Annotated in this window: 1 pseudogene; it reads left to right on the forward strand. The window is 82.3% G+C overall.

The window, feature by feature from the left end:
* Nucleotides 1-215, forward strand: a pseudogene (locus GTW43_RS09090) (ribonuclease D); the annotation flags it as partial.

Below are 215 nucleotides of genomic sequence, written 5' to 3' on the forward strand. Positions count from 1 at the left end.
GCCCGGGTTCGGGCACCGGATGGGGCGCCGGCAGCTCGAGCAGTGGCAGGCCGCGATCGACCGGGCCCGGGCGCTGCCCGAGTCCGAGCTGCCGCAGCCCGGCCAGCCGGCGGCCGGTCCGCCCCCTCCGCGCGCGTGGGCGGACAAGGATCCGGCCGCGGCGGCCCGGCTGTCCGCGGCGCGGGCCGGGGTCTCGGCGCTGGCCGAGCAGCTCA

The sequence above is a fragment of the Streptomyces sp. SID5785 genome (genome assembly GCF_009870065.1).
Lineage (GTDB): Bacteria > Actinomycetota > Actinomycetes > Streptomycetales > Streptomycetaceae > Streptomyces.